This window comes from Actinomycetospora sp. ABD4_176, from assembly GCF_056311855.1.
In genome coordinates, this window is sequence record NZ_CM149974.1 from 3,397,681 (window position 1) to 3,422,491 (window position 24,811).

A 24,811-nucleotide genomic window follows, 5' to 3' on the forward strand; every position below is an offset into this window, starting at 1 on the left:
GACGCCAGGCTGGCGACACCCGTGCAGCAGCGACCTCTGACGCCCGAGGGCGCAGCGTGTCGTCGCGGCGAGGATGTGGCGATCCTGGCGTTGAACGCCGGCGACGCCGCATCGCTCGCACCCGGCGACGAGCTGTCAGCGACGACGTCCGCGACCGGCGCCCGAGCGCGCGGAGTGGGCCGCCGCCGAGTGGCTCGGGGCGCCCGACGACGCGGTGCCCGAGGCCGCCTGTCGCGGCCGGCCGCCACCCGTGCCGCCGCTCCGGCCGCCGCTCCGGGCACCGCCCGAGCCACCGGCCGATCCGGTACCGGCGTTCGCGCCGCCGTCGGCGCGGGGGCCACCGCCGCGTCCCCGGCTGCCGCCTCGTGAGCCTCCGGACCGTGAGCCACCGGAGCGTGAGCCCCCGGACCGCCCGCCGCCCGAGGCACCCGGGCCGCCGCCGGACCGGCCCGACCCACGGCCGCCGCCGGACCGCCCCGATCCCGCCGCCGGCTGGGGCGGGGGCTTGCGGGCCGCGGAGTCCGGACCGTCCTCGGGTGCCACGCGCGGCGCGGGCTCGCCGACCAGCGCCGTGATCTCGCGCGCCCCCGGCCCCACGTCCGCGGTCCTCGGGCGGATACCGGCCTTGCGCGTCATCGACGCGACCTCGGCGCGGTCGGCCGGCGCCACGAGCGTCACGACGTCACCGGCCGAGCCGGCACGCGCCGTGCGCCCGGACCGGTGTGTGTAGGCCTTGTGCTCCGCCGGCGGATCGACGTGGACGACGATCGCGACGTCGTCGACGTGGATGCCGCGGGCGGCGATGTCGGTGGCGACGAGCACGCGCACGTCACCGGACGCGAAGCCCGCGAGGTTCCGGTCGCGTGCGGGCTGCGAGAGGTTGCCGTGCAGCTCCGTCGCCGGGATGCCGGCCGCGGTGAGCTGGCGGGAGAGCTTGCGCGCGGCGTGCTTGGTGCGGGTGAACAGCATGCTGCGCCCCTGGCCGCCGGCGAGCTCGTTGACCACCGCGGTGCGGTCGCCGGGGGCGACGGTGAAGACGTGGTGGGTCATGTCGGGCACCGGCTCCTGCGCGGTGTCGACGCTGTGGGTCACCGGCTCGTGCAGGAACTCCCGGACGAGCCGGTCGACCTCGCCGTCGAGCGTCGCCGAGAACAGCAGCCGCTGCCCGTCCCCGGCGGTGCGGCGCAGGAGGCGCCGTACGGCCGGCAGGAAGCCGAGGTCGCTCATGTGGTCGGCCTCGTCGAGCACGGTGACCTCGATCCGGTCGAGGTCCACGAGCCCCTGCCCGAGGAGGTCCTCGAGACGGCCGGGGCAGGCGATGAGCAGGTCGACGCCGCTGCGCAGCGCGTCGGCCTGGCGGCCCTGGCCGACGCCGCCGTAGACGACGGTCTGGCGCAGGCCGAGGGCCTCGGCGAGCGGGGCGAGGGCGTCGCGGACCTGGCTCGCGAGCTCGCGCGTCGGCAGCAGCACGAGGCCGCGGGGACGCTTCGAGATCGTGCGCCCGCCGGCGAGGCGGGACAGCAGCGGCAGCCCGAAGGCCAGGGTCTTGCCGCTGCCGGTGCGGCCCCGGCCCAGCACGTCGCGGCCGGACAGCGCGTCCGGGATCGCGGCCTGCTGGATCGGGGTGGGGTCGGTGATCCCGCGCGCCGCGAGCACGTCGACCACGTCGGCGGGGATGCCGAGGTCGGCGAAGGGCGTGCGGGAACGGGGAACAGACGTCGTCGGGATGTCGGGGACCTCTCCACGGGGAACAGGAGGGCCGCGAGCAATCGGCCCGTCCACGATGTCCACGGTGGAGGGGTGCCGCGCGAGCGCGGAGTGCTGACGACCCACGGGCGCCGGTGCGGCGCCGCGTACTCCCCCAGTCTCCCAGAGATCGTCGGCGCGGGTGCGAGCACGGGGGGTGTCGGACGTCTCGGGCACACTGACCGCCGTGATCAGCTGCCGCTGCGAGATCGCGCCGCCGTCGCTGCTGCTGCGGGTGGCCGAACAGGGCGGACGCGACGTGCGGGACGCGGCGCTGCGCACGCTGCTGACCTCGGCGTCCCTGCGCTCGCGGCGCGCGACGCTCGGCGCGACGCTGCGCCGTTTCGGGCTCTCGCCCGCCGACCTGGGGTTCCTGCCCGCGCAGGCACCCGCCGCCGGCCCGGAGAACACCGTGTACGACGTCGCGGGCGGCGAGCAGGAGGCGCTGCCCGGGCGCCGGGTCCGCGGCACGGACGACCCGCCGACCGGCGACGCCGCGGTCGACCAGGCCTTCGACGGCGCCGCGACGACGGCGACGTTCTACCGCGAGGTCTTCGGGCGCGACTCGATCGACGGGCGCGGCCTCGACCTCGTCTCGTCGGTGCACTTCGGCCGGCGCTACGACAACGCGTTCTGGACCGGCGACCAGATGGTCTACGGCGACGGCGGTGGCGGGGTGTTCGTCGCCGGCGGGCTGACGCGCTCGCTGGCCGTCATCGCCCACGAGCTCGCCCACGGCGTCACGCAGTTCAGCGCCGGCCTCGAGTACCGGGGGCAGAGCGGGGCGCTCAACGAGTCGTTCTCCGACGTCTTCGGCGTCCTCGTCGAGCACCGGGCCGGCGACGTCGACGCCGCGTCCGCAACGTGGCTGGTGGGCGAGGGCGTCCTGGAGCCCTCGCTCGGCGGCGCGCTGCGCAACATGATCGCGCCGGGCACGGCCTACTCGGGCGACACCAGCCCGCCGACATGGACGCCTACGCCGACCTGCCCGCCGACGACGACCCGCGCAACGACAACGGCGGCGTCCACATCAACTCCGGCATCCCCAACCGCGCCTTCGCCGAGGCCGCCCGCACGCTCGGCGGTCGCGCGTGGGAGACGGTGGGCCCGGTCTGGTACGAGGTCCTGACGGGCGGGCGCCTCGCTCCGACCGCCGACTTCGCGGCCTGCGCCGCCCTCACCGTGACGGTGGCGGGCGAGCGCTACGGCGAGGGCTCGGCGCAGCAGGACGCGGTGCGCGGGGGCTGGGAGGCGGTCAAGGTGCGGCTGCCGGCGGACCCGCGGTGAAGGTGACCGTGGTCCGCGCCGGTGGGGTCGCGGGCATGGTGCTCACGGTCGAGGTCGACGCCGGCGAGCTCGACGCGGACGCGACGGCGCAGCTCACCGGCCTGGTCGACGCGTGCGAGTTCCCCGACACCCCGCCCGCCGCCACCAAGGGCCGCGCCGACACCTTCGACTACGAGCTGGCGGTCGAGCGCGACGACGGCGCGGTGCGTCGGGTCCGCTTCGGCCAGGGTGCGGCGCCGCCGGGGGCCGACGCCCTCGTGGCGTGGGTCCTCGAGGGCCCGCACGGACACCGACACATCGGGCGCTGAGGACGCTGAGGGGACGCTGGTGATCGAGGACGTGTGGTGGCGCTGGGTCGTCCGGCTCGACGCGGAGGGCTGGGGGGCGCGGGCGATGGTGCGCCCGCCCGCCGAGGAGGCCGTCATCGCGGTGGCCGGGGAGGTCGTCGGCGGCTTCCCCGACGAGCTCGCCGCCCTCTACCGAGTCGCCGACGGCCAGGTCGCGAGCCGCGACGCGACCGGCCCGTCCACCAACCTCTTCCCCGGCTACGAGTTCCTGTCGGTCGCCCGTGCGACGCGCGCGTGGCAGGGCTGGGCCGACATCCGGGCGACGTACCGGCCCGAGGACTTCGACGACATGATCACGGTCCGCGGCGACGACCCGGTGCACCGCTCGTACACCCGCGCCGGGTGGTGGCCGCTGGCCGAGGACGGCGGCGGCAACCACCTCATGGTCGACCTCGAGCCCCGGCCGGGCGGCACCGTGGGACAGGTGATCGTCGCCGGGCCCGACGAGGACGAGCGCCGTGTGCTCGCGTCCGGCGTCGCCACCTATCTCGAGGCCCTGCTCGCGGCCGACCTCGACCCTCCCGACCCGGACGCGCTGGGCGACGGCGTCGCGTGGTGGGACGCCCCCGACCTGCGCTGACGGCTCACCAGCCGTCGAAGAGGCCGCCGCCGTCGAAGCCGCCGCCGAAGTCACCGTCCATGCCGGGGTCCATGCCGGGGTCCATGCCACCCATGTCCGCGGCCATCGCGTCGCCACCCACCGCGGCCGCGCCGAAGCCGGAGAACAGGACGCTGGCGGCCATCATCCCGCCGACGACGCCGACGCCGCCGAGGAGCATCGGCCGCCACCAGGGCTCGGAGTACCAGCCGGCGGGCACGGGACGGCCGCCGACCATCCCGCCCGGGTAGTAGTGGTTGTTCTGCGCCGAGGGCTGGGGCGACCCGGTGACGCTGCGGCCCTCGACGTCGACCGACTGCTCGGCGTCCAGCGCGCCGGCCCGGGCGCGCTCGGCCGAGCCGGGCAGCTCGGGGCCGGGGTCCATGCCCATCGCGGTGCGGGCGGCGCGCACGTAGTAGAGGCCCTCGAGCGCGGTGTCGCCGACGAGCCGGTACTGCGGCGCGGTCGACGCCTGCTCGAGCTGCGAGCCGGCGGCGGTGTAGCGCTCGGCGGCGTCCGCGAGCGCCTGCTTCGAGGGTTCGTCGGAGCCGGTCAGGTTGAGGATCTGGCCGCCGAGGCGCTCGTACCAGCGACGCGCCTCGGCCTCGGCGTCACCGAGCTGGCTCTGGGCGGTGGTGCCCCGGCCGCGCCCGCGCGTGGCCACGAGGGCGACCAGGCCGCCGACGACGAGCAGGATGAGCAGGATCTCCACGTCGTCCAGTGTCCGCGCACGTCCTGAGAAGCGGCTGTGAGGAGGCTCAGGAACGCCGCATCGGCACGTGCGGGATGCCGTCCTCGTCGTAGCCCGGCCCGTCGACGACGAACCCGAGACGCTCGTAGAACCCCTGCGCCTGCACCTGCGCGCCGATCACGACCGGGCCGCGGATCTCGCCGAGGACCGCCCGCATCAGCGCCGCCCCGGCGCCGGTCCCGCGGTGCTCGGGGGCGGTGACGATGCGACCCACGCGCGTCGCGCCCCTGTCGGCGTGCTCCCCTGATCCGTCGAGCACCCGCAGGTAGGCCGCGATCTCGCCGGCAGGCCCCCGCGTCCACACGTGCTCGGCGACCGTGTCGAGGCCGTCGAGCTCCTGGTAGGCGCACGCCTGCTCGACGACGAACACCCGCACGCGCAGCGCGAGCAGGTCGTAGAGGTCGGTGGGCGTGAGGTCGGCGAAGGCGCGGCGGTGCAGCCCGGGGATCACGCGAACCCGACCACGGCCCCCTCGGCCGCGGAGCCGACGAGGCGGGCGTACTTGCCGAGCACGCCGGTGCGGTGCTTGGGCGGCGGGGTGGTCCAGCCCTCGCGCCGGGCGGCGAGCTCCTCGTCGGAGATCAGCACGTCGAGAGTGCGGGCGGCGAGGTCGAGGCGGATGCGGTCACCGTCGCGGACGAAGGCGATCGGCCCGCCGTGGTCGGCCTCCGGCGCGACGTGCCCGACGCACAGGCCCGTCGTGCCTCCGGAGAAGCGCCCGTCGGTGAGCAGCAGGACGTCCTTGCCCAGGCCCGCCCCCTTGATCGCGCCGGTGACCGCGAGCATCTCGCGCATGCCCGGACCGCCGCGCGGGCCCTCGTTGCGGATGACGACGACGTCGCCGGGCTCCAGCGGCGCGACGCCCTCGACGTTGCCGGCGACCGCGTCCATGGCGCCCTGCTCGCCGTCGAAGACCCGGGCGGTGCCCTCGAACTGCGCGGTGTCGAAGCCCGCCGACTTGACCACCGCGCCGTCGGGGGCGAGCGAGCCGCGCAGGATCGTCAGACCGCCGGTGGGGTGGATGGGGTTCGACAGCGGGCGCAGGATCTCGCCGTCGAGGCCCTCGGGGCGCAGGTCCTCGAGGTTCTCGGCGACCGTCCTGCCGGTGACGGTCAGGCAGTCGCCGTGGACCAGCCCGGCGTCGAGCAGCGCCTTCATGACCACCGGCACGCCGCCGACGCGGTCGACGGTGTTCATCATCCAGCGCCCGAACGGCTTGACGTCGGCGAGGTGGGGGACCTTGTCACCGATGCGGTTGAAGTCGTCGAGGGTGAGCTCGACGTCGGCCTCGCGGGCGATCGCGAGCAGGTGCAGCACGGCGTTGGTCGAGCCCCCGAACGCCATGATGATCGCGATGGCGTTCTCGAACGCCTCGCGGGTCATGACGTCGCGCGCGGTGTGGCCGCGCGCGAGCATCCCGACGACGGCCTCGCCGGACGCGCGGGCGAAGCCGTCACGGCGACGGTCGGCCGACGGCGGCGACGACGACCCGGGCAGCGCCATCCCCATCGCCTCGGCGGCGCAGGCCATGGTGTTGGCGGTGTACATGCCGCCGCAGGCGCCCTCGCCGGGGCAGATGGCCCGCTCGATCTCGTCGACCTTCTCGCGGCTGATCAGCCCGCGGGCGCAGGCGCCCACGGCCTCGAAGGCGTCGATGATCGACACCTCCTTGCCGTCCACGGTGCCGGGCATGATCGAGCCGGCATAGAGGAACACCGACGCGAGGTCGAGGCGGGCGGCGGCCATGAGCATGCCCGGCAGCGACTTGTCGCAGCCCGCGAGCGTCACCGTCCCGTCGAGCCGCTCGGCCGACACCACCGTCTCGACCGAGTCGGCGATGACCTCGCGGCTGACCAGCGAGTAGTGCATGCCGACGTGGCCCATCGAGATGCCGTCGGAGACCGAGATCGTCCCGAACTCCATGGGGAAGCCGCCGGCGCGGTGCACGCCTTCCTTGGCCGCGGTGGCCAGGCGGTCCAGGGACAGGTTGCAGGGCGTGATCTCGTTCCACGACGACGCGATGCCGATCTGCGGCTTGGCGAAGTCGTCGTCGCGCATCCCGACCGCGCGCAGCATGCCGCGGGCGGCGGCCCGCTCCATGCCGTCGGTGACGTCGCGGCTGCGGGGCTTGAGGTCGGCCTGCTCCATGAGGTGAAGGTAACGCTTGTCGCTCGCCGGGGCCGCGAGCAGACTCGGCCCCGTGACGGGTGAGCCGCTCGAGCCGTTCTGGCCCGGCCGCCGCTCGGACGCCTTCGACGAGCTCTGTCGCCGGGACCGCTGACCACCGCGTCCCCACCCGCGCCACCTCGACGGAGCCCGTCACCGTGACCACCCTCGCCACGCCGCTCGCGGCCACCCCTCTCGTCCACCTCGACTGTCCCGAGCACGGGCTCGCACCCGCGGGCGGATCCCGCGACCTCGACGCCCTCGTCGAGCGGGCGCGCGACGCCGAGGCCGCCGGCGCCACGGTCGTGGTCCTCCCGCCCGACGGTGCCCGCGACCACTGGCCCGCGACCGCCCGCGCGCTGGCCGTGCTGCTCGCGACGACGTCGGTGCTGCCACCGCCCGGAGAGCCGGGTCGCAGCGCGGACCGATAGTTGACGTCTCAACCGATAGTGCTAGGCTGCTCCTTGACAGTTGATGCTTCAAGTCCCATGGAGGACGACATGACCGAGACCGCTGCGCCGACCCTCGAGCTCGCGGGCTCGTACCAGATCGACCCCGCCCACACGCGCATCGGCTTCACCGCCCGGCACGCGATGGTCACCAAGGTCCGCGGCAACTTCGGCGACTTCCGCGGCAGCGCCACCATCGGCGAGGACCCGGCCCGCTCGGGCGTCGAGATCGTCATCGCCGCCAACAGCCTCAACACCGGCCAGGAGCAGCGCGACGGGCACGTCCAGGGCGACGACTTCCTCGCCGTGAACGTCTACCCGGAGATCACCTTCCGCTCGACGTCGGTCGAGCAGGACGGCGACACCTGGAACATCACCGGTGACCTGACGATCCGCGACGTCACGCAGTCCGTGACCGTCCCGTTCGAGTTCACCGGCCTCGCCAAGGACCCGTTCGGCAACATCCGCGCCGGCTTCGAGGGCGCCACCACGATCAACCGCAAGGACTTCGGCATCACGTTCAACGCCGCCCTCGAGACGGGCGGCGTGCTCGTGTCGGAGAAGGTCGGCCTCGAGTTCGACGTCTCGGCGGTCAAGCAGTCCTGATCCGACGGCGCCACCCACGGCGCACGTCCGGCCCGCGCACGACCGGCCACGACAACGGCCCGCGCCCCCGCATCGGGGACGCGGGCCGTCGTGTGTCCGGGGTCCTCACACCAGGCCGTCCAGCAGACGCCCGACCGACCCGCCGCCGGAGCCACCCTCGTCGGAGCCGGAGCGTCCGTCGTCGTCGGCGTCCCGGCCCCGATCGTCGTGCCCGTGCTCCTCGCCGTCCCGATCGCCCTCGCGGGCGGAGCGGCGGTCGCCGTCGCCGGACCGGTCCTCGCCGCGGTCCTCGCCGCGGTCCTCGCCGCGGTCGTCGGCACGATCGTCAGCACGGTCCTCGCCGCGGTCGTCGGCACGCTCGCCAGCACCGTCCTCGGCACGCTCGTCAACACGGTCCTCGGCGCGGTCGTCAACACGGTCCTGGGCACGCTCGTCAGCACGGTCCTCGGCGCGGTCCTCGCCGCGATCGCGGTCTCGGTCGACGTCGCTCCCGTTCGCCGCACGCGTCCGGCTCGCGGCATCCGGGCAATCGTCCGAGCGGGTCGAGGGACGGTCGGAAGCGGGCCGCGCGACGTCGGTGCCGGCACCGATGTCGGTGCCGGCATCGGCGGGTTCGTCCGCGGCGGGGTCGTCCACGACGCGGTCGCCCGCGGCGGCCGGCGTGCCGGTCGGCGCGGGACGGACCGGGTCGGCGGCCGGCCCGGAGAACGAGCCCGGGGTGGGCACCGCGAGCACGGCGGCGGGCGGCGCCGGGTCCACGGCCGAGTCGTCGACCGTCCCGGCCACGGCGGTCGCCTCGGCGTCGCCACCCGTGGTCGCGCCGGCGCCGAGCACCCCGCCGACGACCGCGGCGCCGACGCAGGCGGCGAGCACGGCGCGTCGCACACGCCGCGGGTGCCGCGCGACGGAGAGGCCATCGGCTCGCGACACCCCGCCGTGCCGCGCCGTGTGCGCCGTCAGGGCGGTCTGCAGCCGGCGCCGGGCCTCCGCGTCGACGGACCCGACGACCAGCGCGCCCACGGCCTCGACGACCTCGGGCGAGGGGTCCGCCGCGCCAGCGGACGGGCCGGTGACCGCGGCGACCGCCACGCCGGCCAGCGCGACGACGTCGTCGTCGGTGCTCGCGTCGTCCGGGACCTCCGCGCCCTGGCCTGTCCAGCGCGGGCCGAGCGTCGGGTCGAGCAGGACCGCGTCGGGACCCACCCCGCCGTGCACGAGCCCGAGACGGTGCAGGCGCCCGAGCCCGGGGGCGAGACGCGCGACGAGCAGCGCCGCCGAGGACGGGTCCCACGGGTCGGGCGCCCGATCGAGGCTGCCGCCGCGAGCGACCGGCATCACGACGAACGGGCCGTCGGGCCCGTCGGGGGCGCCGTCGAGGACCTCCATCGCCTGGCCGGATCCGAGCTGCACGCGGTGCCGCGCGTCGCGCTCCCACCGCGCCGGGCCGTCGTCGCCGGGGAACGACTTGACGGCCACGTCGCGCTGCAGCAGGAGGTCGTGGGCACGGTGGACCGGGTTCTCGCGGCCGCCCAGGCGGTCGGCGGGGTGGTAGCGCTCTCCGGGGACGGTGGGGCGCGTCGAGGTCACGCGAGGCTCCTTCGCGCGAGGAGGTCGAGGGACGCCGCGCTGGTGCAGCGGAGGCGTTTACCACCCGTCCCGACCCCCCACACGTGTCGGGCGTGGATCAGTGGTGGGTGTTCGGTCCGGGGTTGTCGGTGAAGCGGACGTCGACCGTCTGGTGGTCCTTCTGGCGCTCGGACTCCACGTAGGACTCGTAGGCACGCAGGTCGGCGGCCGTGGTGTCGCGGTCGTCGGGATACATGCTGAACAGGCTGCGCGGGTGCAGGCGGCGGGCCAGCACGGCGTCGAGCTCGGCGCACAGCACGAACACCGCCGCGGCGAGGTAGATCCACGCCAGCAGGCCCAGCACGATGCCGAAGAACCCGTAGGTCGCGCTCGCCCCGGAGAGCCGGGTGCGGACCAACCAGGTGCCGACCTCGAGCAGCACCTGCCACGTCACGCCCGCGGTGACGGCGCCGATCCAGCGCTCGCCGACGGGCACCCGGTGGGCCGTGAGCAGGTGGTAGGCCAGCAGGAACAGGCCGACGTTGACGAGGAGGCCGGCGACGGTGGTGGCCCAACGGGTGAGGTCGCTCCAGCCCAGGAGCGCGCCGGCCGTGGCACCGAGCGTCGAGAGCCCCGCCGTGGCCAGCACACCGATGCCCACGAGCAGCACGACGAACGCCCCGCGCACGTAGGCCGTGCCGATGCCGGGCCGCTCGGCGCGGGGCACGGCCCAGACCTCGTCGAGCGCGTGCTGGGCCGCGTGGGTCACGCCGAGCGCGCCGTAGACGGCCACGACGATGCCGACGACCAGGCCGACGACGCTGCCGCTCATCGTGTGCACGTTGTCGCGGATCTGGTCGCCGATCACCGGCACGTTGCGCAGCGCGGAGGCCAGCACCGCCTGCTGGGCGGCGGGGTCGTCGTGCAGGAGGTAGCCCAGCACCGTCACGGCGAGCAGCAGCAGCGGGAAGAGCGAGACGAAGCCGTAGTAGGCGAGCAGCGCGGCGAGGTAGGTGCCCTGATCGTCGACGAACTTGTAGACCACGGCCAGCGGCAGTGCCGCCCAGCGGTGGCGGCGCTGGAAGGCGTCGAACCTCCGCGACACGCCCATCCCCACCTCCCCGACCAGCGCCAGGAGTGGATACCCCGTCGACGCCCTCGTCATCGGAGCAGTCCCTGCCGCCGAACGGGCACGCGCCGGTGCGCAGGGCGGGGCGGGGTGGCCCCCCTCGCCCGTGGGCGCCACACTGACGCCCCACACGACGATCACCGGGAGGAGCAGCGTGGAGTTCGACGTGCTGGTCGAGGTACCGCAGGGCAGCCGCAACAAGTACGAGATGGACCACGAGACCGGGCGCCTGCGGCTGGACCGCACGCTGTTCACCGCCACGCGGTACCCCGCCGACTACGGCTACATCGAGAACACCCTCGGCCAGGACGGCGACCCGCTCGACGCGCTCGTGCTCGTCCAGCAGCCCACGTTCCCGGGGTGCCTGGTGCGCAGCCGCGCCATCGGCATGTTCCGCATGACCGACGAGGCCGGCGGCGACGACAAGGTGCTGTGCGTCCCCAGCGACGACCCGCGCCTCGAGCACCTGCGCGACATCCACCACCTCGACGAGTACCACCGCATGGAGATCCAGCACTTCTTCGAGGTCTACAAGGCGCTGGAGCCCGACAAGGAGGTCGAGGGCCACTCCTGGGTCGGGCGCGCGGACGCCGAGAAGGAGGTCCGCGCGTCGCTCCAGCGGGCCGAGAAGGAGGGCTACACGACGTGAGGTCACCCACGTGACCGAGCCTCCGGACCCGCCGCCGAACGTCGCGACCATGCGCACGATCGGCATCGTGTGGGCGGTCGCGGGCGGGCTCGCGGTCCTCGTCGGCGCCGTCGCGACGGTGGTCGCCATCGTGATCTTCGGCGTCCTCGCCCTCGCGCTCGGCATCGGCCTCATCGCCATCCAGGACGTCCGGGCGCGCTCGGCCATCCGCGCCTCGCGGACGCTGACCAACGCCCCCGTGCCGCCGGCCGACCCGCCCGGCGCCGGCCCGCCGCGGTCGACCCCCGGCCCGCCGCGGGGTGCGAGCGGCGGGCCGACGCCCGGTCCTCCCGACGACCCCACCGGCGGCCCGTCGGGCACCGGCGACGACGACGGCGCCGAGGCCGCGGTGGGATCGACGGGGTCGGACAGTCCGGGGTCGGACGAGGCCGAGGACACCGACGACACCGACGGCACCGACGACACCGACGACCGCCGCGACCGTCGCGACGCGTGAGCCGCCGGGGCCGGGGGTAGAGCCCTCCCGACCGCGCCGTCGACCCCCTGGAGGCACCGTGGCCACGCCCACCGACGACGACCGCACCCTGCTCACCGTCATCGCGCGCATGAAGGCGCTGCCGGGCAAGGAGCAGGAGCTGCGCGCCGAGCTCGAGAAGCTGGTCGAGCCGACGCTGGCCGAGGACGGGTGCGTCAACTACGACCTGCACGTCGCCGTCGACGACCCGGGCACGTTCTTCTTCTACGAGAACTGGACCAGCCCCGGACACCTCGAGGCCCACCTCGGCAACGCCCACCTCGTGGAGTTCGCCGGCAAGCTCGACGAGTACCTCCAGGGTGGTGCCGACGGTCTCGTGATCACGCAGCTGCAGCGGATCAAGTGACCGAGCACCCGACCCCGCGCACGGTCGCCTCGGCGATGGCCGAGGCGGCCGTGGCGTGGATCGACGGGCTCGACGACGAGCAGCGCGCGATCGGCGTGTGGGACTGGCCGGGGTCGAAGGCCGCCGACGCCGAGCGGGTCCGGTGGTACTACACGCCGACCGACCACGGCGGCCTGACGATCCACCAGCAGCGCCCCCACCAGCAGCGCGCGGCGATGCGCCTGCTCGCCACCGGCCTGTCCGAGCCGGGCTACGTCAGCGCGGCGACGATCATGGGGCTGGAGAACGTCCTCGACCGCACCGAGGGCTTCACCACCGGGTTCGCCCGCGACCGCGGCCGCGATCCCGGCATGTACTACCTGCGCGTCTTCGGCGACCCGACCGGTGACCGACCCTGGTCCTGGCGGTTCGGCGGGCACCACGTGTCGGTCAACCACCTCGTCGTCGGCGGGGAGGCCGTCGTCGGCAGCCCCTGCTTCCTCGGCGCCGACCCGATGGTGTCCCCGCTGCTCGGGGGCCGGGAGCTGCGCCCGCTCGGCGGCGTCGAGGACACCGCCCGCGAGCTGCTGGCCGCCCTCGACGCCGACCAGCGCCCCCGCGCCGTGCTCACCGGCACGGCGCCCGCCGACATCATCGGCGCCAACCGCGTGCGCCCCGGGCCCGGTGACCGCCTCATCCCGCTGCCCGACCTGTGGCGCGGGCACTTCGAGCAGGGCCTCGAGGACCGGTTGTGGTCGATGCACGACGGGCTCGAGGCGCAGCTCGGCGTCACCGAGGCCGACCGCACGGCGACCGAGCTGACCGCCGCCCCGCGCGGCGTCGCCGGCGCCGACCTCGACGCGGGCCAGCAGGAGATCCTGCGCCGCCTGCTCGACACCTACGTCGGGCGGATGCCGCCGGGGCTCGTCGAGCGCGAGCGCGCCCGGTTCGACGGCGGCGCGCTCGACGCCGTGCACTTCGCGTGGGCCGGCGGCGCCGAGCGCGGCGAGCCGCACTACTACCGCCTGCAGGGCCCCCACCTGCTCGCCGAGTGGGACAACACCCAGCGCGGCGTCAACCACGCCCACTCCGTCTGGCGCGACCCCGAGCGCGACTTCGGGCTCGACGTGCTGGGCGAGCACCTCGCGCTTCACCACCCCGAGCACCACCCGTGAGCGGGACCGTCACCGACGCGACCGTCACGCTGTCGACCGGCACGCTGCGCGGGCGACGGCGCGACGGCGTCGGCGGGGCCGGCGAGGTCGTCGAGTTCCGCGGCATCCGCTACGCCGCCGCGCCCCGCTTCGCGCCACCGGTGCCGGCCGCGTCCTGGTCCGGGATCCGCGACGCCGTCGAGCCCGGCCCGATCAGCCCGCAGCTGCCCGCCCGTGTCGCGTCGGTGACCGGTCCGTCGACCGACGACGACGCCCTGCAGGACGAGGACTGCCTGCGCCTGGACGTGCGCGCCCCGGCCGCGGCGCTCACCGACGGCGTGCCCCGCCCGGTGCTCGTCTGGCTGCACGGCGGCGCCTACGTCATCGGGTCGGCGTCGACGTCCTGGTACGACACCGCGCGCCTGGTCGCCGAGGGGGACGTCGTCGCGGTGAGCGTGGGCTACCGGCTCGGGGTGCTGGGCTGGCTCGCCGCGGACGGGGTGTCCGAGGGCAACCTCGGGCTGCTCGACCAGATCGCCGCGCTGCGGTGGGTGCAGGAGCACGTCGCGGCGTTCGGCGGCGACCCCGCGCAGGTCACGGTGGCGGGCCAGTCCGCGGGCGCGCACGCCATCGCCTGCCTGCTGACCGTCCCCGAGGCCCGCCCCCTCTTCCGGCGCGCGATCCTCCAGAGCGGCCAGCTGGGCCTCGGGCTCTCGTCGCCGGCGCGGGCGGCGCGCGTCGCGGGCTACGTCACCGAGGGCCTCGACGGCGCGGACCCGCGGACGGCGGGCGTGCCGGCGCTGCTGGCGGCCCAGCGCCACGCGATGGTCCGGGCCGCGGGACCCGGCGGGCTCGACTCGTCGCCCGCCTTCGCGCCGACCGCCGGCGTCGCGCCGCTGGCCCCGGGCGTGACATGGACCGACGCGGCGTCGTCCGGGCACGACGTGCTCGTCGGCGCCACCGCGGACGAGATCGAGACGTTCCTCGCCATCAGCCCGCCCCTGCGCGCGGCCCGGCGGCTGCCGCTGGTCGGGCGGCTCGCGTCGGCGGCCGGGGGCGTGGTGACGCGGCGGGTGTTCACGGGACCCGCGGACCGGTTCGCCGACGACGCGGCCCGCAGCGGTGCCCGCACCTTCAGCTACCGCTTCGCCTGGCGCGCGCCCGCCTCGGGCCTGGGCGCGTGCCACTGCATCGAGCTGCCGTTCCTGTTCGGCGCGCGCGACGCGTGGGCCGGCGCGCCGATGCTGCGCGGGGCCGACTGGGACACCGACGTCGAGCCGCTCGCGCGCGCGATGCGCGGGGCGTGGCTGGCGTTCGCGCGGCACGGGAACCCCTGGACCGACGACCTGCCGTGGCCGCCGCACTCCCCCGGCGCCGGGCCGACGGTCGTGCTGGACATCGTGACCGCCCGCCGGAACGGGCACACTCGATGAGGACACCCCTGAGGAGGAACCGATGCCCCTGATGCGCAGGGTGGCGGCCCTTGGCGCGGCCGTGGCCGCCGCGCGGCGATTCGCCCGCCAGAACCCCGAGAAGGTCAACCGGTACGCCGACCAGGCGGCGGCGTTCGTCAACAGCCGCACGGGCGGGAAGTACCAGAAGCACGTCGACTCGGCGGTGCGCCAGGTCCGCAAGCAGACCAGCGTCCCGGGGCGCACGGTGCCGTTCCCGGAGCCGCAGTACTACGGGCCGCAGTCGGCCACCCGCTACCCGAGCCAGCGCACCGACCGTGGCTGACGCGTGATCCCCGCACCGGCAGCGGGCACTCCGACGGACATGGGACCGAACGACCGTGGCCGCCGCACGCTGGGTCCGCTGCCGGTGTGGCGCCACGTCTCGCGCTCGGAGAAGGGCAGGACCACCTCGTGGACGGTCACGCTGTTCGGCGTGAGCTGGAACAGCCGCACGAAGAAGAGGACGGTCGACCTGCCCGGCAACTGGCCCTCCACCTCGGGCTGACGCGGTGAGCACCCCCGAGACGCGCACCGTCCTCGTCACCGGCGCGACCGACGGCCTCGGCCGCGGGCTCGCGCACGACCTCGCCGGCCGCGGGATGCAGGTCCTGCTGCACGGCCGCGACGACGAGCGGGGCACGGCCACGCTCGAGGAGATCCGGGCGGCGACCGGCAACGACGACCTGTCCTGGTACCGCGCGGACCTCGCCGACCTCGCGCAGGTCCGCGACCTCGCCGACCGTGTGGCCGCCGACCACCCGCGCCTGCACGTGCTCGTCAACAACGCGGGCATCGGCGCCGACGTCCCGGGCGGCGGTGAGCGCCAGGAGAGCGCCGACGGCCACGAGCTGCGGTTCGCGGTGAACTTCCTCGCCGGCCACCTGCTCACCCGCCGCCTGCTGCCGTCGCTGGAGGCGGCCGCGTCGTCGGGCGACCCGTCGCGGATCGTCATGGTGTCCTCGGCCGGCCAGGCCGCGCTGGACTTCGACGACCTCATGCTCCGGCGTGACTACTCCGGCTGGCGCGCCTACACGCAGAGCAAGCTCGCGCAGATCCTCGACGCGTTCGACCTCGCCGACGAGCTCGACCCGGCCGTGGTGACCGCGACCGCGCTGCACCCGGCGACGTACATGCCGACCAAGATCGTGCCCTCGCCGATCAGCACGATCGCCGAGGGGGTCGCGGCCACCGCGCGGCTGGCGGTCGACCCGGAGCTCGCCGGCGTCACGGGGCGGTACTACAACGGCGTGCGCGAGGCCGAGCCGGACCCGCAGGCGCGCGACCCGCTCGCCCGCGCCCGGTTGCGGGCGATCGCCGACGAGCTGACCCGACCCTGACGGGAGATGTCAGCCTCTCCGCGCCAGGATGATCGGCGTGACCCACCTCGAGAGCGCGTTCACCGTCGACGTCTGGGAGCCCGCGGAGGGCCCTGACGGAGGAGCCCTGGCCGAGCCGGAGGGCCGGGGCCCGGCGACCGGCCGCACCCTGCTGCGCAAGACCTACTCCGGCCCGCTGCAGGGCACCGCCGTCGCCGAGCTGCTGACCACCCAGGGCGAGGGCGGCGCGGCCTACCTCGCGCAGGAGCGGGTGGTCGGCGAGCTCGAGGGCCGGGCCGGCAGCTTCGTCCTCCAGCACGGCGCCTCCGGCGGCGACGGCCAGGAGATGCGGCAGTGGGCGTTCGTCGTCGCCGGGTCGGGGACGGGCGGGCTCGAGGGCCTGCGCGGCACCGGCGTCGTCGCCCACGAGCGGCTGACGCTGGACTACGAGCTGCCCTGAGCGCCGGCGCGTCACGCGTCGTGGTGCGGGCCGGGGTGGGACCGCCACTCCTGCAGGCGTTCGCTGCTGCGCAGGAGGCGCAGCGCGGTGGTGATCCCCAGCCCGCCCACGACGTTCCCGGCGACCGACCAGGCGAAGAACACGAGCCAGTTCCCGTAGCCGTACGCCCCGCCGGCGTGGATCCCGCCGAAGATGAACAGGGTGTCGAGCACCGAGTGGTACATCGACAGCCCCGCGACGAGGAAGGCCACGGCGATCGAGGCCAGGACCTTCGCGACGTCGTTGTCGGTGCCGTTGCGCATGCGGGTCAGCAGGGTCATGGCGACGCCGGCGATCACCGCGAGCAGGAACGTCGACAGGGTGAGGGACGAGGTGGCGAAGGTGGCGCCGTTCTTCACGGCGCCGGAGCGCAGCGCCGGGAAGGCGGTCACGACCGCCCACATGGTGACCCACCCGCCGACGAGGTTGCCGAGGAGCGTGAGCGCCCAGAAGCGGGCGAGCCGGCCGTAGGTGGCCTCCTTGGCAGCGACCACGGCCACCGGCACGAGGAAGCCCTCGGTGAACAGCTCGCTGTTGCCGAGCAGCAGGGCGATGAAGCCGACCGAGAACGCGAGACCGGCGAGGAGCTTCGACCCGGTCGCCTGCTCGACGGCGAGGAAGGCGAGCACGCCGAGGGCGATCTCGACGCCGGCGATCGTCCCGCTCGCGAGCAGTTCGACGGGGGTGCGGTAGAGGCGGGGCCGCCCCTTCTCCACCACCTGGTCGAACGTGCGCTCCACCTCGTGCTCGCGGATCGCGTCGTGGCGTCCCTGGGAGTCGCGGGTGGGGGCGGTCGTGTCGTCCTCGGCGCTCATGAGCGCCCGGTCTGCCCGATGCGTCCACCCGCCGACACCTAGGGTCGGCCGGTGGCCTTCACGACCGACCCCGACGGCACCCACCGCTACCGCGCGACGTGCACGTGGTCGGGCTCGACCGGTGTCGGCTACGACGGCTACGGGCGCGCCCACCACGTCGAGGCCCCGCCGGCCGGCGCCACGCTGGCGCTGTCGAACGACCCGACGCTGGGCGGCGACGCCGCGCTGCTCGATCCCGAGCAGCTGGTGCTCGCGGCGGCGTCGTCGTGCCAGCTGCTGTCGTTCCTCGCGATCGCGGCGCGGGCGCGCATCGACGTCACCGCCTACCGCGACGACGGCGAGGCGACGATGTCCCGCGACGGGGGCCCGGCACGGATCGCGGCGATCGTGCTGCGACCGGAGATCACGGTCGCGCCGGGCCCGAGCGTCCAGCGCGTGGAGCGGTTGGTCCACCTCGCGCACGGCGAGTGCTACATCGCCAACAGCCTCGCCACCCCGGTCACCGTGGAGCCGGTGGTCACCTTCGCCATGTGAGCACTTTCCTGGCCTATAGGCCCGGAAAGTGCTCACAAAGGCCGGTCAGCCCAGCAGCTCGGCGAGGCGGGCGCGGTAGCGGGCGACGTTGGCGAGCTTGATGTCCTCGTAGCCCCGGACCATGTCGGGCAGGCCGGCGATCTCGACCGCCCGGTCGACGTCGAGCTCCATCAGCGTCGGGACCAACGCCCGGTACTCCGCCACCAGCTCCCGCTCCACGCGGCGCACCTCGGCCACGCCGAACGGGTCGAGGCGCGTCCCGCGCAGGCGGCGCATCGCCCGGAGCGTGCGGTAGCCCGGCCGGAACCAGCGGCCCAGCGTGATCTTGCGCTGCATGCCCGCGGCCCGGAGCACCGGCGGGTGGAGCTTCCACGCGTAGCGGGCGCCCTCGCCGAACTGCGCGCGCACCGACGCGTCGAGGGCCGGGTCGAGCGACAGGCGCGCGACCTCGTACTCGTCCTTGTATGCCATGAGCTTGTACAGCCCGGCGGCGATCGCCTCGGCCAGGCGCGGGTCGGCGCCCACGGCCCCGGCCACGACCGACGCGTACGAGCGCGCGTAGTCGGCGTCCTGGTAGGCGACGAGCTCGGGCACCCGGATCGCCACCAGGCGCTCCAGCTCGCTCCCGGCCGGCGCCCCGATCGAGGCGACGATCTCCGCCGCCTCGGCCGCCCCGCGCGTGGTCAGCCCCGGCACCCCGGTGTCGGGGCCCGTGCCGGTGACCTGCGCGACGACCGCCGCGAACGCCTCCGGGTCGGCCACCGACTGGCGCCCGCGGCGGAACGCCTGGAGGTTCTGCTCCACCGCCGCGCCGTTGAGCGTGAACGCCTCCTCGACCGCCGACGCCGGCAGCGGCAGCGCGCCGGACTGGAACGCGGCGCCGAGCAGGAAGGTCAGCGCGAACTGGTCGTCACCGAACAGGGCGTCGGCCAGCGCGCGGGCGTCGACGACGACCCCCACGTCGCGCCGGACCCGGTCGGTGATCCGCCGCAGCACCGCGTCGGCGTCCGGGAACGACACCGACGGGTCGACGACCATCGACCCGGTCGCGATCTTCGCCGACGACACCGCGGCGACGGTCCGCCACGACGCGCAGGTCGCGAGGTTCGCCGGGTCGGCGGCGACGAGCAGGTCGGCGCCGAGGTAGAGGTCGCACTCCCCCTCCGCGGCGCGGCCCGCCGCCTCGCCCGGCCGGCGGCTGACCTTGACGTCGGACACCACCGCGCCGCCCTTCTGGGCCAGCCCGGTCTGGTCGAGACCGCGCACGTGGCGCCCGGCGACGAGCCCGGCCGTCGCGAGCACCTGCGACACCGTCGTCACGCCCGTCCCGCCGATGCCGGCGAGGCGCACCGTGAACGACTCGTCGTCGACGACCGCGGGCGGCGCGGGCAGCACGTCGGCACCCAGCGGCTCGAGGGTGGTGGAGCGAGGGCGTCCCTCGCTGCCGCCGGCGGGCGCCGGCTCGACGGTGAGGAACGCCGGGCAGTCGCCGTCGAGGCAGGAGTAGTCCTTGTTGCAGGACGCCTGGTGGATGCGGGTCTTGCGGCCGAACTCGGTGTCGACCGGGGTCACCGACAGGCAGTTCGAGGTCTGCCCGCAGTCGCCGCAGCCCTCGCAGACGCGCTCGTTGATCATGACGCGCGTGGACGGGTCGGCGACCCTGCCTCGCTTGCGCTTGCGCCGCTTCTGGGCCGCGCACTCCTGGTCGTGGATGAGCACGGTGACGCCCGGCGTGCCGGCGAGGACCCGCTGGGCCTCCTCGTAGCGCGACCGGTCCCAGACCTCGACGCCCTTGGCGAGACGCACGCCGCGGTAGCGCGACCGGTCCTCGGTGGTGACCAGGATCCGCGTGACGCCCTCGGCGGCGAGGCTCTGCGTCAGCGCCGGCATGGACAGCGCGCCGACGGCGTCCTGCCCGCCGGTCATCGCGGCCGCGCCGTTGTGGAGCAGGCGGAAGGTCATGTGCGCGCCGGCCGCCACGGCCGCGCGCACCGCGAGCGAGCCCGAGTGGTGGAAGGTCCCGTCGCCGATGTTCTGCACGTAGTGGTCGGCGTCGACGAACGGCGCCATGCCGAGCCAGTGGGCGCCCTCGCCGCCCATCTGCGTCAGCCCGGTGACCTCGCCGACCTGCTCGGTGGGCATCAGCAGCACCATCGTGTGGCAGCCGATGCCGGCGCCGACCAGCGAGCCGTCGGGGATCGCGGTGGTCGAGGTGTTGTGGGGGCAGCCCGAGCAGTAGAACGGGGTGCGCTTCGCGCCGTCGACCGGCGTCAGCGACAGGTCGATCCGGGAGCGGCGCGCCTTCTCGTCGCGCCACGCCCGCACCGACGGCACGTCGCCGTGGGCGAGCAGGCGCTCGCCGAGCCGGCGGGCGACGACGTCGGGGTCGAGGTCGCCGGCCTCTCCGAACATCGCCGCGCCGTCGGGGCCGCGCTTGCCGTGCACCCGCGGGGCGTCGGGGCGCCCGTAGAGCCGGTCCTTGATCTGCGTCTCGAGGAACGCCCGCTTCTCCTCGACGACGACGATCTCGTCGAGGCCCGCGGCGAAGCGGTCGACGACGCCGTGGTCCAGCGGCCAGGGCATGCCGACGCGCAGCAGGCGCACGCCGCGGCGGGCGAGCTCTGCGTCGTCGAGGCCGAGGGTGTCGAGCGCCTGGCGCAGGTCGAGCCAGCTCTTGCCCGCGGCCACGACGCCGATCCGCGCCGGCCCCGCGCCGAGGATCCGGTCGAGGCCGTTGGCGGCGGCGTAGCGGCGGGCGAGCTCGAGGCGGGCGCGGTAGAGGTCGCGCTCGATCGGGCCGAGGTGGGGCTGCAGCAGCGTCGCCGACGGGGTGTGCACGTAGGGACGCCCGTCGACGGTCGTGTCGGGAACGACCGGGACGAGGCGGTCCGGGTCGACCTCGACGGTGCCCGAGCCGTCGGCGACCGCGGTGACCATCTTCAGCGCGGTCCACAGCCCGCTCACCCGCGACAGGGCGACGGCGTGGCGGCCGAGGTCGAGGACGTCCTGGGAGTCGGCGGGGTAGAGCACCGGGACGGCCATGTCCGCGAGCGCGGCCTCCGACGCGCTGGGCACGCTCGACGACTTGGCCGCCGGGTCGTCGCCGACGAACGCGACGGCGCCGCCGCGGGGGTGGGTGCCGGTGAGGTTGGCGTGGCGCAGGGCGTCGGTGGCGCGGTCGAGGCCCGGGGCCTTGCCGTACCAGTAGCCGACGACGCCGTCGCGGGTCAGCGTGCCGGTGGCCGGCGCGAGCTGGGTGCCCTCGACCGCGGTCAGCGCGATCTCCTCGTTGAGCCCCGGCGCGAACACGACGTCGTGCTCGGTGAGCAGGTCGCGGTGCCGCGCGAGCTCGAGGTCATAGCCCGCCAGCGGCGAGCCCTCGTAGCCCGAGACGTAGCCGCCGGTGCGCAGGCCCGCGGCCCGGTCGGCGCGGTGCTGGTCCAGCGGCAGGCGGACCAGCGCCTGGACGCCCGTGAGGTGCACGCGTCCGTGGGTCATCGCGTAGCGGTCGCGCAGCGACACCGGACGGCGGGGCTCACCGGGACCTCCGGACGGCACGTCGAACACGGGCGGGCGGACGTCGACGGTCATGGTGGACCTCCTCGGTGGCTCGGCACACGGGCGCGGGGTGGGTCCCGTGGCCCGGGCCACACGTCGTGGCGGTGACCCGAAAGCTAGGGAGTTACTCGCCAGTGGTCTACTGTTGTGTTCAGCAACTGATCCATTGGTCCAGTCGATCAGCCCACACACTGATCCCCTTCGGCCATTGGACGAGCCAGGAGCCGGGATGGACCTCGACGACCTCGACCGCGCGCTGCTGCTCGCGCTCCTCGAACGGCCGCGGGTCGGGCTGCGCGAGCACGCACGGGCGCTGGGCATCGCCCGTGGCACCGCGCAGGCCCGCTTCCTGCGCCTGCAGGAGCGCGGGGTGATCGTCGGGTTCGAGCCGCAGGTCGACCCGGAGGCCCTGGGCTACGACGTGACCGCGTTCGTCACCCTGCACATCACCCAGGGCCGGCTCGACGCCGTGGCCGAGCACCTCGCGACGATCCCCGAGGTCGTCGAGGCGCACAGCATCACCGGGGACGGCGACCTCTGGGCGCGCGTGGTCGCCCGGACCAACGCCCACCTCGAGCACGTGGTCCAGGGGATCATCGGCACCCCGGGCGTGGAGCGCACGCGCACCGAGATCGCGCTGACCGAGCGGGTGGCCCACCGCGTGCTGCCGCTCGTGCGCGCCCTGCCGCGGGGTGCGCGTCCGCGCACGTGAGCAGAAGGAGGTGCTCCAGCCCTTCTTTCTGCTCACCTGCCCGCAGGGCACACTCCGCGCGTGATCGGTGACCTCGGCCTCGACAGCACCGCGCAGCGCGTCGGCGACGGCCTGCACGAGATCGCGCTGTCGGACCGCTGGGGCCTCGACGACGGGCGCCTCAACGGCGGCTACCAGCTGAGCGTCGCGCTCCGGGCGCTCGCCGCGGACGCCCCGCTGCCCGACCCCGTCGTCGCGTCGGCGTCGTACCTGCGCCCCGCGATGCCGGGCCCGGCGCGCATCCTGACCGAGGTCGTCCGGGCCGGGCGACGACTCGCGACCGGCACCGCACGGCTCGTGCAGGCCGGCCCCGACGGCGCCGAGCGCGACGTCCTGCGCCTCGAGGCCACGTTCGCCGACCTCGCCGCGACCCCCGCCGACCCCGTCGACCTCACGGCCCCGCCCGCGCTGCCGCCGTTCGGGGACTGCGTGACCTTCGGCGGGCCGGACGCCCCGCCGGGCGCGGCGACCGTGGGCCGGCGGATGCGCTACGGCGTGCCCGCCCTGCCCGGCTGGGTGCGCGGCGAGCCGTCCGGCGACCCCTCGGCGGAGTTCTGGTTCGCGTTCGCCGACGGCTCGGACGCGACGCTGCTCGACCTCGCGTTCGTCGTCGACGGCGCGGCGCCGGTGGTGCTGGAGATGGGCCGCGGGTCGAGCACCGCGCAGCTCACCGTGCACCTGCGCGAGCACCCCGCGCCCGGCCCGCTGCGCTGCCGGACCGTGACCCGGCACCTCGCCCACGGCCTGCACGAGGAGGACGTCGAGGTGTGGGACGCCGACGGGGCGCTGGTCGCTCAGTCGCGCCAGCTCGCGCTGCTGCTCTGACCGGGGTGGCGAAAGCGGAACGTCCTTCCGTATAGTTCCGGAGGAACGTTCCGTTTCGCGCACATCCGGAGGACGCCATGCAGTACCGGACCCTCGGCCGGACCGGCATCAAGGTCAGCCCCTACTCGCTGGGCGTGCTGCTGCTCGGCTCGCCGCGCGGCAACCCCGACCAGGAGGACTCGATCCGCCTCGTCCACCGCGCCCTCGACGCCGGCATCAACCTCGTCGACACCGCCGACGTCTACGGCGCCGGCGCGTCCGAGGAGGTCCTCGGCAAGGCGCTCGTCGGGCGCCGCGACGACGTCGTCGTCGCCACCAAGATGGGCCGCCCGATGGGCGACGACCCGAACCGCCAGGGCGCGTCGCGGCGCTGGATCACCACCGCCGTCGAGGAGTCGCTGCGCCGCCTGCAGACCGACCACATCGACCTCTACCAGGTGCACCGGCCCGATCCCGACACCGACGTGGAGGAGACGCTCTCGGCGCTCACCGACCTCGTCCGCGCCGGCAAGATCCGCGCGTTCGGGTCGTCGACGATGCCCGCCTCGGACGTCGTCGAGGCGCAGTGGGTCGCCGAGCGCCGTGGCCTCGAGCGGTTCCGCACCGACCAGCCGCCCTACTCGATCCTCAACCGCGGCATCGAGCGCGAGGTGCTGCCGGTCGCGCAGCGGTACGGCATGGGCACGCTGGTCTGGGGGCCGCTCGCGCAGGGGATGCTCACCGGCCGCGCCCGTCGCGGGCAGCCCAGCGACCTGGTCCGCGCCGACCTCTTCCGCGTCTTCCACGACGAGCGTCGCCTCGAGACGATCGAGGCGCTCATCACGCTGGCCGACGAAGCGGGCCTGCGCCTCACGCACCTGGCCATGGCGTTCGCGATCACGCATGCCGGCGTGAGCACGGCGCTGCTCGGACCACGCACCCAGGAGCAGCTCGACGACCTGCTCGCCGGCCTGGACGTCGTGCTGCCCGACGACGTGCTCGACCGGATCGACGAGATCGTCCCGCCGGGCACCGAGGTCGGCCGGCTCGACCAGGACTACCTCCCGCCGGCCCTGACGACGACCTCCCACCGCCGCCGCCCGGTCGCCGAGCGCGCCGCCGCGTGAGGTGCGCTCCGCGCAGGTGAGCAGAAGGAGGTGCTGGGGCCCTTCTTTCTGCTCACCTGGCCGGAGGCCACCACCCGTCCCCGCCGAGGGCCCGCAGGACCGTCCCGACCAGCAGGCCCGCCCGCGCGGCGAGATCGTCCCCGTCGAGCATGGGCGAGTCCGCGGGCAGGTCGTTGACCTCGTGGAGCAGCGCCAGGTAGACGCGGCGCCCCCACGTCGGGTCCGGCGCCGTGATCGCGCCGGCGTCGCGCAACCGGGCGAAGAGCCCGTCGAGGCCGTCGAGCACCTCCGGGGTCATCGACGCGGTGAGCTGGACGGCGAACCGGTGGGCGATCTTCAGCGCGAAGGCGGTCTCGGTCATCCGCAGCATCGCGGCGACCGGCGGCGCCGTGTCCACCCGCGCCTCGGCGAGGCCCTGCACGTAGCGCTGCGCGAGCTGCGCGGCCAGGGCGTCGAGCAGCGCGGTGCGCGAGGAGAACCGGCGGTGGACCGTGGCGCGCGCCAGCCCCGCGGCGTCGGCGATGCGCTCGAGCGACGCCGTCCCGTCCTCGGCGAGCACGGCCTCGGCCGCCTCCAGGATGCGCGCCGTGCTGCGCTCGGCGTCGGCCCGCACCCGCCGGGGCGCCGCGTCCGCGTCCATGCCAC

At 75.1% G+C, this 24,811-nt stretch carries 26 protein-coding genes and 1 pseudogene; 18 read left to right on the forward strand and 9 right to left on the reverse strand.

Annotated features, from left to right (window positions below; translation table 11 throughout):
* Positions 1-135: 135 nt before the first annotated feature.
* Positions 136-1,782 (reverse strand): DEAD/DEAH box helicase, encoded by a 1,647-nt coding sequence (locus ACYX4T_RS16505; protein ID WP_476010381.1) that lies wholly within the window; start codon positions 1,780-1,782, stop codon positions 136-138.
* 376 nt (positions 1,783-2,158) lie between these two features.
* On the opposite strand from ACYX4T_RS16505, the pseudogene ACYX4T_RS16510 reads away from it, so the two are divergent.
* From ACYX4T_RS16510 to ACYX4T_RS16520, 3 genes and pseudogenes are all read left to right on the forward strand, one after another.
* Positions 2,159-3,033 (forward strand): annotated as a pseudogene (locus tag ACYX4T_RS16510) (M4 family metallopeptidase).
* Positions 3,030-3,341 (forward strand): protealysin inhibitor emfourin, encoded by a 312-nt coding sequence (locus ACYX4T_RS16515; RefSeq protein ID WP_476010382.1) that lies wholly within the window; start codon positions 3,030-3,032, stop codon positions 3,339-3,341. The pseudogene ACYX4T_RS16510 and the gene ACYX4T_RS16515 overlap by 4 nt, the downstream one beginning before the upstream one ends.
* A 19-nt stretch (positions 3,342-3,360) precedes the next feature.
* Positions 3,361-3,960 (forward strand): SMI1/KNR4 family protein, encoded by a 600-nt coding sequence (locus tag ACYX4T_RS16520; protein ID WP_476010383.1) that lies wholly within the window; start codon positions 3,361-3,363, stop codon positions 3,958-3,960.
* A gap of 4 nt (positions 3,961-3,964) precedes the next feature.
* On the opposite strand, the gene ACYX4T_RS16525 is transcribed toward ACYX4T_RS16520, so the two are convergent.
* From ACYX4T_RS16525 to ilvD, 3 genes are read right to left on the reverse strand one after another with little or no spacing between them, the layout of a single operon-like run.
* Positions 3,965-4,690 (reverse strand): hypothetical protein, encoded by a 726-nt coding sequence (locus tag ACYX4T_RS16525; RefSeq protein ID WP_476010384.1) that lies wholly within the window; start codon positions 4,688-4,690, stop codon positions 3,965-3,967.
* A 46-nt stretch (positions 4,691-4,736) separates the two neighbouring features.
* A complete protein-coding gene (locus ACYX4T_RS16530; RefSeq protein ID WP_476010385.1) occupies positions 4,737-5,180 on the reverse strand; it encodes a GNAT family N-acetyltransferase in 444 nt (147 codons plus the stop codon).
* On the reverse strand, positions 5,177-6,877 hold the full coding sequence (ilvD, locus tag ACYX4T_RS16535; protein WP_476010386.1) for a dihydroxy-acid dehydratase: 1,701 nt from the start codon (positions 6,875-6,877) through the stop codon (positions 5,177-5,179). Before ilvD ends, ACYX4T_RS16530 begins: the two co-directional genes overlap by 4 nt.
* A 176-nt stretch (positions 6,878-7,053) precedes the next feature.
* Here ilvD and ACYX4T_RS16540 point away from each other — a divergent pair, with 176 nt between their 5' ends.
* Complete coding sequence (locus ACYX4T_RS16540; protein WP_476010387.1) at positions 7,054-7,326, forward strand: hypothetical protein; 273 nt, start codon at positions 7,054-7,056, stop codon at positions 7,324-7,326.
* 69 nt (positions 7,327-7,395) lie between these two features.
* A complete protein-coding gene (locus ACYX4T_RS16545) occupies positions 7,396-7,950 on the forward strand; it encodes a YceI family protein (protein ID WP_476010388.1) in 555 nt (184 codons plus the stop codon).
* 105 nt (positions 7,951-8,055) lie between these two features.
* Here ACYX4T_RS16545 and ACYX4T_RS16550 read toward each other — a convergent pair whose 3' ends face one another.
* Both ACYX4T_RS16550 and ACYX4T_RS16555 read right to left on the reverse strand, forming a co-directional pair.
* The gene (locus tag ACYX4T_RS16550) at positions 8,056-9,537 is read right to left on the reverse strand and encodes a protein kinase family protein (protein ID WP_476010389.1); all 1,482 of its coding nucleotides are present in this window, start codon (positions 9,535-9,537) and stop codon (positions 8,056-8,058) included.
* Positions 9,538-9,634: 97 nt separating this feature from the next.
* On the reverse strand, positions 9,635-10,681 hold the full coding sequence (locus ACYX4T_RS16555) for a YihY/virulence factor BrkB family protein (protein ID WP_476010390.1): 1,047 nt from the start codon (positions 10,679-10,681) through the stop codon (positions 9,635-9,637).
* Positions 10,682-10,799: 118 nt separating this feature from the next.
* On the opposite strand from ACYX4T_RS16555, the gene ACYX4T_RS16560 reads away from it, so the two are divergent.
* Genes ACYX4T_RS16560 through ACYX4T_RS16600 form a run of 9 tightly spaced genes read left to right on the forward strand, consistent with a single transcriptional unit; the run spans position 10,800 to position 16,538 of the window.
* Complete coding sequence (locus ACYX4T_RS16560; protein WP_476010391.1) at positions 10,800-11,294, forward strand: inorganic diphosphatase; 495 nt, start codon at positions 10,800-10,802, stop codon at positions 11,292-11,294.
* A 10-nt stretch (positions 11,295-11,304) separates the two neighbouring features.
* A complete protein-coding gene (locus tag ACYX4T_RS16565) occupies positions 11,305-11,790 on the forward strand; it encodes a hypothetical protein (RefSeq protein ID WP_476010392.1) in 486 nt (161 codons plus the stop codon).
* A 58-nt stretch (positions 11,791-11,848) separates the two neighbouring features.
* Positions 11,849-12,175 (forward strand): putative quinol monooxygenase, encoded by a 327-nt coding sequence (locus ACYX4T_RS16570; protein WP_476010393.1) that lies wholly within the window; start codon positions 11,849-11,851, stop codon positions 12,173-12,175.
* Positions 12,172-13,329: a DUF3500 domain-containing protein gene (locus ACYX4T_RS16575; RefSeq protein WP_476010394.1), complete on the forward strand. Its 1,158-nt coding sequence runs from the start codon at positions 12,172-12,174 to the stop codon at positions 13,327-13,329. Before ACYX4T_RS16570 ends, ACYX4T_RS16575 begins: the two co-directional genes overlap by 4 nt.
* On the forward strand, positions 13,326-14,741 hold the full coding sequence (locus ACYX4T_RS16580) for a carboxylesterase/lipase family protein (RefSeq protein WP_476010395.1): 1,416 nt from the start codon (positions 13,326-13,328) through the stop codon (positions 14,739-14,741). The genes ACYX4T_RS16575 and ACYX4T_RS16580 overlap by 4 nt, the downstream gene beginning before the upstream one ends.
* 22 nt (positions 14,742-14,763) lie before the next feature.
* Entirely contained in the window at positions 14,764-15,045 is a 282-nt protein-coding gene (locus ACYX4T_RS16585) for an antitoxin (protein ID WP_476010396.1), read from the forward strand.
* A gap of 39 nt (positions 15,046-15,084) precedes the next feature.
* Positions 15,085-15,267, forward strand: coding sequence for a hypothetical protein (locus ACYX4T_RS16590; RefSeq protein ID WP_476010397.1), 183 nt, complete (start codon positions 15,085-15,087; stop codon positions 15,265-15,267).
* Positions 15,268-15,271: 4 nt separating this feature from the next.
* Positions 15,272-16,099 carry an SDR family NAD(P)-dependent oxidoreductase gene (locus ACYX4T_RS16595; RefSeq protein WP_476010398.1) on the forward strand — a complete coding sequence of 276 codons (828 nt, stop codon included), beginning with the start codon at positions 15,272-15,274 and terminating at the stop codon, positions 16,097-16,099.
* Positions 16,100-16,136: 37 nt separating this feature from the next.
* Positions 16,137-16,538 (forward strand): DUF3224 domain-containing protein, encoded by a 402-nt coding sequence (locus tag ACYX4T_RS16600; RefSeq protein WP_476010399.1) that lies wholly within the window; start codon positions 16,137-16,139, stop codon positions 16,536-16,538.
* Between the two features lie 11 nt (positions 16,539-16,549).
* Here the strand turns inward: ACYX4T_RS16600 and ACYX4T_RS16605 are convergent, their stop codons facing one another.
* Positions 16,550-17,392, reverse strand: coding sequence for a formate/nitrite transporter family protein (locus ACYX4T_RS16605; RefSeq protein WP_476010400.1), 843 nt, complete (start codon positions 17,390-17,392; stop codon positions 16,550-16,552).
* Between the two features lie 51 nt (positions 17,393-17,443).
* Between ACYX4T_RS16605 and ACYX4T_RS16610 the strand changes: the two genes are divergently transcribed.
* On the forward strand, positions 17,444-17,926 hold the full coding sequence (locus ACYX4T_RS16610) for an OsmC family protein (protein WP_476010401.1): 483 nt from the start codon (positions 17,444-17,446) through the stop codon (positions 17,924-17,926).
* Positions 17,927-17,971: 45 nt separating this feature from the next.
* On the opposite strand, the gene ACYX4T_RS16615 is transcribed toward ACYX4T_RS16610, so the two are convergent.
* Positions 17,972-21,517 (reverse strand): indolepyruvate ferredoxin oxidoreductase family protein, encoded by a 3,546-nt coding sequence (locus ACYX4T_RS16615; RefSeq protein ID WP_476010402.1) that lies wholly within the window; start codon positions 21,515-21,517, stop codon positions 17,972-17,974.
* Between the two features lie 196 nt (positions 21,518-21,713).
* Here ACYX4T_RS16615 and ACYX4T_RS16620 point away from each other — a divergent pair, with 196 nt between their 5' ends.
* From ACYX4T_RS16620 to ACYX4T_RS16630, 3 genes are all read left to right on the forward strand, one after another.
* The gene (locus ACYX4T_RS16620; RefSeq protein ID WP_274203165.1) at positions 21,714-22,196 is read left to right on the forward strand and encodes an Lrp/AsnC family transcriptional regulator; all 483 of its coding nucleotides are present in this window, start codon (positions 21,714-21,716) and stop codon (positions 22,194-22,196) included.
* A 60-nt stretch (positions 22,197-22,256) separates the two neighbouring features.
* Complete coding sequence (locus ACYX4T_RS16625; RefSeq protein ID WP_476010403.1) at positions 22,257-23,060, forward strand: thioesterase family protein; 804 nt, start codon at positions 22,257-22,259, stop codon at positions 23,058-23,060.
* A 77-nt stretch (positions 23,061-23,137) separates the two neighbouring features.
* Positions 23,138-24,166 (forward strand): aldo/keto reductase, encoded by a 1,029-nt coding sequence (locus ACYX4T_RS16630; protein WP_476010404.1) that lies wholly within the window; start codon positions 23,138-23,140, stop codon positions 24,164-24,166.
* A 52-nt stretch (positions 24,167-24,218) separates the two neighbouring features.
* Here the strand turns inward: ACYX4T_RS16630 and ACYX4T_RS16635 are convergent, their stop codons facing one another.
* On the reverse strand, positions 24,219-24,806 hold the full coding sequence (locus ACYX4T_RS16635) for a TetR/AcrR family transcriptional regulator (RefSeq protein ID WP_476010405.1): 588 nt from the start codon (positions 24,804-24,806) through the stop codon (positions 24,219-24,221).
* Between the last annotated feature and the right edge of the window lie 5 nt (positions 24,807-24,811).

Excerpts from the sequence above, each read along its gene's own strand:
- ilvD (WP_476010386.1), bottom strand. The coding sequence starts at position 6,877 with ATGGAGCAGGCCGACCTCAAGCCCCGCAGCCGCGACGTCACCGACGGC.
- ACYX4T_RS16545 (WP_476010388.1), top strand. The coding sequence starts at position 7,396 with ATGACCGAGACCGCTGCGCCGACCCTCGAGCTCGCGGGCTCGTACCAG.
- ACYX4T_RS16555 (WP_476010390.1), bottom strand. The coding sequence starts at position 10,681 with ATGACGAGGGCGTCGACGGGGTATCCACTCCTGGCGCTGGTCGGGGAG.
- ACYX4T_RS16585 (WP_476010396.1), top strand. The coding sequence starts at position 14,764 with ATGCCCCTGATGCGCAGGGTGGCGGCCCTTGGCGCGGCCGTGGCCGCC.
- ACYX4T_RS16590 (WP_476010397.1), top strand. The coding sequence starts at position 15,085 with ATGGGACCGAACGACCGTGGCCGCCGCACGCTGGGTCCGCTGCCGGTG.
- ACYX4T_RS16605 (WP_476010400.1), bottom strand. The coding sequence starts at position 17,392 with ATGAGCGCCGAGGACGACACGACCGCCCCCACCCGCGACTCCCAGGGA.
- ACYX4T_RS16615 (WP_476010402.1), bottom strand. The coding sequence starts at position 21,517 with ATGACCGTCGACGTCCGCCCGCCCGTGTTCGACGTGCCGTCCGGAGGT.
- ACYX4T_RS16620 (WP_274203165.1), top strand. The coding sequence starts at position 21,714 with ATGGACCTCGACGACCTCGACCGCGCGCTGCTGCTCGCGCTCCTCGAA.
- ACYX4T_RS16630 (WP_476010404.1), top strand. The coding sequence starts at position 23,138 with ATGCAGTACCGGACCCTCGGCCGGACCGGCATCAAGGTCAGCCCCTAC.
- ACYX4T_RS16635 (WP_476010405.1), bottom strand. The coding sequence starts at position 24,806 with ATGGACGCGGACGCGGCGCCCCGGCGGGTGCGGGCCGACGCCGAGCGC.